This window comes from Anaerobium acetethylicum, from assembly GCF_900096945.1.
Taxonomy (GTDB): Bacteria; Bacillota; Clostridia; order Lachnospirales; family Lachnospiraceae; genus Anaerobium; species Anaerobium acetethylicum.
This window is the reverse complement of the sequence record NZ_FMKA01000072.1, coordinates 1-5,477: the sequence shown is the minus strand read 5'-3', so window position 1 is coordinate 5,477 and position 5,477 is coordinate 1. Positions and strand designations below refer to the sequence as shown.

Below are 5,477 nucleotides of genomic sequence, written 5' to 3'. Positions count from 1 at the left end.
ATGATTTTCCCATTTCCATTGTATGCAAGTGTTGTCACATTTCCATTTGCATCTGTATGGGTGGCTGCTTCACCACGGCAGTTATAGGTGTTTGTGATACAAACTTATTAGTGTAGAGTCCATTGCTTGTCCAGTTGAAGAAGTTTAAAAATGGTTCACTTAATCTAATAAGGAACAGTGAATCTTTTTCCACATTCCAAGCATATTTTATCTTGGAGTGTATTTTCTTTTAATTTATTAACCGTATCCGTCTCTTTGTATGATGTTATTAATATTTTTGAATCACTTTCATCATTATCATTTCTGTGACTAAATCCATAATATGTCTTATTACTTCCACAATAAAGACAATAATCACTTCCCCTAAATTTTCTTTCATTATCACAAATAATACTTGAAATCACACTACCATACTTTTCAGAATTAGGTTTAGGTCCTAGCATTACTGCATCTATAAACTCATTTGGTGGTAAGTAATTATGATTAACAATATAATGCATGATAAGATTTGGTGATGCATAAATCTTATCATTTTTTGAATCCACCACTCTTATTTCTGCATTTCCTAAACGTATGGTGTAGCCTTGACAGTTGACAATTATTCGGGTTTTTTCTCCGTCTAATTCAATATTTTTATGAAATCCTCGTGTCATAAATACAGGATACTTAACATACTCCCAAAGATTTTTAATAAATCCATCCGGCACTATACCTCTTGGAAACCCCTCCCCCTCTAACCAACCGACATTAAAAGTGTTTATTTCTTTTTCCCACATATATTTATATTTTGAAAGTTCGCTAAAATATGTCATTATAAACCTCCTGGTCTAAGCTAGTTTTTTGGTTTTACCGTTCGAGCCAACGAATAATTTTCACTCCAACACCATCCTAATATAGTTGTATCACCCGAATTGATCATTTCATAAATGGAAGCCCCCTCCATTTTACTCATATCATAGACATTGACATTAGACATATTTTTAAATCTATTTACATCCTGATTGAAAAATTCTATTGCATCATCATCAAAATGAAGATTTCCAAATTCATCTCCATGCACACCAGAAAGTATATTCACATTCCCATCTTCAAAATATGGGATATCCTCAAAGTGTGACTGATCTATTGGATCATTTGAAACATATACTTTACCACCATTAGCATTTTCTACTGAGTAAAACTTACCATTATTGCTATATTCTGGTACTCCTAAGTAATCTGATAGTTTTCCCCTGCTTACAGTTCCTATTGTTCCCTCAACAACCTCATCACCATTCTTAATCACAAACTCCGCAACCTCCGCTGCTTCATCTGCATGCCTGGCTGTCATGCTTATGGCTTTTGATGTGGCTCTTACGGTTAATTTCCCTCCGGTGGCAAATTCACCTACCACAGGGATGCAGGCCGCTCCCGACAGGCCGGCATTTAAGGTATCGCCTGCTGCCAGGTACCAGATTCCGTTTGCGCCGTCGAATACAATTCCAAATACCGGAATCATTCCTGCCGCATCTAAGGTTGTGTGACCCTAGTCTGCCGCGCTCCAGCTCCCAAAGTAGTCCTTTACGCCTCCCCAGGCATTCTCGAAGCCCTTCTGTACGCTTGCCCATGAGAAGCCCGAGCTACTGGATGATGAGCCTGGTTCTGCACAGAGTCCAAATGGATCTATCATGGATACAGGATTGCCCTGCACGAAGGCATAGCGGTTCATGGTATCGGAGTTCTCTATGCTTCCCTGAAGGATATCGGCATTTATCGGTATCCTTCAAAAATTTTCTGGCTGATCAGGGCACGACACCACAAATGTATTTTACTATCTTTCCATCCTGGCCTGGGTTAATTAACAGCTTGCTCCTGCTTGCCATCAGGTCTTATGGTTTTCTTGATATTTCCGATGGCATCATATTCGTAGGAAGTCTTATTTCCATTCCAGTCCGTGGCACTGATCATCCTGTTTTCTGAGTCATAGCTGTATCTTACAGAAGTTCCGTCCGGATATGTAAGGACAATCAGGTTGCATGCCGCATCATAGGTGTATCTTATTGTCTTGTTATTTACATCAGTTTTTTCAGATACCCTGTTAAGTTTATCATAGGCCGTTCTGATAGTTCCTTTGGAATCTGTCTTTTCAGTCACATTTCCATTTGCATCATATTTAAATGTTGTGATGCCTTCTGCATCAGTTATGCCTGTTACACGTCCGGCCTTGTCATAGGCATAGCCTGTCTGCTGTCCTCTTGCATTTGTTGAAACAGAAAGAAGTCCGGATTCATTATATCCATATGTTTTCTGTATGTGATTAAAAATTAATCAGCTGTAATTTTATCCAAAAAGTAACCTATCACTTTTTCAAAATCTTTCCTTTCTTCTTCATCCAGCCATTCATATGTTTTATTTTTAATCAATGCAACTCCTAAAACTTCCCTAAGCTCTTGTATATATTGTTTCAAAGCGCCTCTTTCCAACGTGGACATCTTTTCTAATAACTCTCCTTCATACATTTCACCTGCAAAAGGATTTTCCTTTAAAAACTTCACTGCTCTTTGTATCGCAATATCTATAAATTCGTTTTGTCTAATCATCCGAAGTACATCCGAAACTTCTATTTCCGAAACCTTCTTATCTATCAATTGGTTATACCACTTTTGCAATGGATACAATTCTACTTCGCTTTCTATATAGCTACATCCCCAAATATCTTTTATCTTCTGTTCATCTCCCATTAATTAATACCTCCAAATGGTTTAAACATGTCTTGAATTCTTGAAATATAGGAATTTGCATTATCTAGTCCTTCTTGCAATAGTGTTCTATCGATATCTGATAAATTGGGGTTTTTCAATGAACCTTCCAATCCCTTTCTGACTTTATTAAGACCTACATATGAATCTTTCATCTCTGCCAAATGGTCAAAATACCCACCTTTTCCATTAGGAACTGGATTGCCTTGTAAATCCCTTAAAGTTCCACTAAAATCTCCTTCTGTAAGATGGTCATTGATTGTATTTTCCAATGAATTTAGTCTACTCTTCTGTGCATCAGTAAGAGTACTTATAGTTTTGCTCCCACCATTTTGCATCCTCAAATCCAAGGAATTAGCGAATTCAATCTCTTCATCACTTAAGCTTGTTGGAATACCTCGTGCTTTCAATAAATCATAAACACTGCTTCCACCCTCAACAACCTCATCACTATTCTTTATCACAAACTCCGCAACCTCTGCTGCTTCATCTGCATGCCTGGCTGTCATGCTTATGGCTTTTGATGTGGCCCTTACCGTTAATTTTCCTCCGGTGGCAAATTCACCTACCACAGGGATACAGGCTGCTCCCGACAGTTCGGCATTTAAGATATCACCTGCTGCCAGGTACCAGATTCCGTTTGCGCCGTCGAATATTATCCCGAATCCGGGAATCATTCCTGCTGCATCCAGAGTGGTGTGGCCCCAGTCTACGGCGCTCCAGCTTCCAAAGTAGTCCTTTACTCCTCCCCAGGCGTTCTCGAAGCCCTTCTGTACACTTGTCCAGGAGAAGCCCGAGCTACTGGATGAGGAGCCTGGTTCTGCACAGAGTCCAAATGGGTCTATCATGGATACAGGATTGCCCTGCACGAAGGCATAGCGGTTCATTGTATCGGAATTCTCTATGCTTCCCTGGAGGATATCGGCATTTGTGAACCTCATAAGATCAGGGCTGTAGTAACGGGCCCTCATGTAATAGAGGCCGTTGCCTTCTGTCATCACGCCGTCACGGCCATTGTAGAGGAATGGCGTGACATCATCCCCAAGGACCCTGGCAACTTTTCCATAAGTGCTGTACTGGTATCTGTTCGTTACCGTTCCAGTCTTATCCGTAAGTGCTGCCGTGCTTCCCCTCAGGTCATAGTGGAAGACACGGTATCCTGCAGAAGATTCCTGGCTGATCAGGGCGCCGGCTCCATAAACGTATTTCGTGGCACTGCCGTCCTGGCCTGTGCTCATCAGCAGCTGGCTTCTGCCTGATGCTGTATCATATGCATATGTTGTCCTATATCCGTCCTTTGTACCCGACACCCTCACATTATCTGCATCATAGGAATAAGTGCAATTACCAGCTGATGTCAGTCTGTTCCTGGAGTCATACTGCAGGTTCATCGTATTTCCGCCAAACTGCCCGCTGGTCATGTTTCCGTCAGGATCGTAGGTATATGCCGATGCATCTGCTGATGTATTTGCCGCAGTCAGACGGTTGTTCGTGTTGTCATATGCCATGGAAGTGGCTGTTCCATCGTCCTCTGACATTATGATATTACATGCCGCATCATATGTAAAGTTCTCTTCATAGAGCGGTATGCTGCTGTCTTCCACAAAGGAAACGGTTTTCCCAAGCAGGTCATAGGTCCTGAAGAACATCCTTGTATTGCTGGCTTTTTTTGCGTCTGCCACCTTGTCATAAGGCATGATCTTTCTGGATGTCACTCTTGAAAGACTGTCATAAGTCATCTGATATTTTACATTGTCAGTCTTTGATATTTCCTCGGTCAGTCTTCCTGCTGCATCATATCTGTATTCATAGCTGTTTATCAGTTCCTGTGATGCGCTCTTATCTACTGCTGAGGTAAGACGCCCCATAGCATCATATTCTTTTGTCAGTATGCTTCCATCAAGTCTTATGGTTTTTTTGATATTTCCGATGGCATCATATTCGTAGAAAGTCTTATTCCCATTCCAGTCCGTAGCACTGATCATCCTGTTTTCCGAGTCATAGCTGTATGTTACAGAAGTCTGGTCCGGATATGTAAGGACTGTCAGGTTGCCTGCCGCATCATAGGTGTATCTTATTGTCTTATTATTTACATCAGTTTTTTCAGATACCCTGTTCAGTTTATCATAGGCCGTTCTGATCGTTCCTTTGGAATCTGTCTTTTCAGTCACATTGCCATTTGCATCATATTTAAATGTCGTGGTGCCTTCTGCATCAGTTATGCTTGTTACACGGCCAGCCTTGTCATAGGCATAGCCTGTCTGCTGTCCTCTTGCATTTGTTGAAACAGAAAGAAGCCCGGATTCATTATATCCATATGTTTTCTGTACGTTAGAGCCACTCTTTTCTATTGAAAGCCTTCCTGCGCTGTCATATTCATAGGCAGTTGCCCCTCCAAGTGGTCCTGTCATACTTGACATGTTGCCATCCTGGTTATATCCGACTGAACTTGCAGCATTAAGCGGGTTGACGGCAGTGGTCATTCTGTTCAGGCCATCATATCCATAACTTGTTTTATTGCCAAGCGCATCCGTTTTTGACAGTACATTTCCTGACTGGTCATATGACAGATCCATTCCATTGCCCAGGGAATCCTCTGTCCTGACTGCCTGATTTAATGAATTGTATGTTGTTTTTGCCACTATGTTTCCAAGTGCATTTATTGTCTTTACAACATTTCCGTTTGCGTCATATTCTGTCCTGGTTCTGTTTCCCTGTGAATCTATGACTGCTGTACAC

General features: G+C 41.2%; 6 protein-coding genes. All 6 read right to left on the bottom strand.

The features are described 5' to 3' along the window. Positions 1-164: 164 nt before the first annotated feature. Complete coding sequence (locus tag BJR36_RS19615) at positions 165-812, bottom strand: DUF7919 family protein (RefSeq protein ID WP_091237124.1); 648 nt, start codon at positions 810-812, stop codon at positions 165-167. A gap of 20 nt (positions 813-832) precedes the next feature. Further along, entirely contained in the window at positions 833-1,498 is a 666-nt protein-coding gene (locus BJR36_RS19610) for a hypothetical protein (protein WP_091237123.1), read from the bottom strand. A 27-nt stretch (positions 1,499-1,525) separates the two neighbouring features. Beyond that, complete coding sequence (locus BJR36_RS19605; protein WP_091237122.1) at positions 1,526-1,708, bottom strand: hypothetical protein; 183 nt, start codon at positions 1,706-1,708, stop codon at positions 1,526-1,528. Between the two features lie 125 nt (positions 1,709-1,833). Further along, positions 1,834-2,133, bottom strand: coding sequence for an RHS repeat domain-containing protein (locus BJR36_RS20495; RefSeq protein ID WP_169823799.1), 300 nt, complete (start codon positions 2,131-2,133; stop codon positions 1,834-1,836). A 170-nt stretch (positions 2,134-2,303) separates the two neighbouring features. Beyond that, positions 2,304-2,720: a contact-dependent growth inhibition system immunity protein gene (locus BJR36_RS19595; RefSeq protein ID WP_091237120.1), complete on the bottom strand. Its 417-nt coding sequence runs from the start codon at positions 2,718-2,720 to the stop codon at positions 2,304-2,306. After that, positions 2,720-5,477, bottom strand: a 2,758-nt coding sequence (locus BJR36_RS19590) for an RHS repeat-associated core domain-containing protein (RefSeq protein WP_207648924.1), incomplete at its 5' end; no start/stop codon positions are given. The genes BJR36_RS19595 and BJR36_RS19590, both read right to left, overlap by 1 nt.

What these genes read in the sequence shown, in the direction of transcription:
- BJR36_RS19595 (WP_091237120.1), bottom strand. Translation starts at nt 2,720, where the DNA reads ATGGGAGATGAACAGAAGATAAAAGATATTTGGGGATGTAGCTATATA.
- BJR36_RS19610 (WP_091237123.1), bottom strand. Translation starts at nt 1,498, where the DNA reads ATGATTCCGGTATTTGGAATTGTATTCGACGGCGCAAACGGAATCTGG.
- BJR36_RS19615 (WP_091237124.1), bottom strand. Translation starts at nt 812, where the DNA reads ATGACATATTTTAGCGAACTTTCAAAATATAAATATATGTGGGAAAAA.
- BJR36_RS19605 (WP_091237122.1), bottom strand. Translation starts at nt 1,708, where the DNA reads ATGAACCGCTATGCCTTCGTGCAGGGCAATCCTGTATCCATGATAGAT.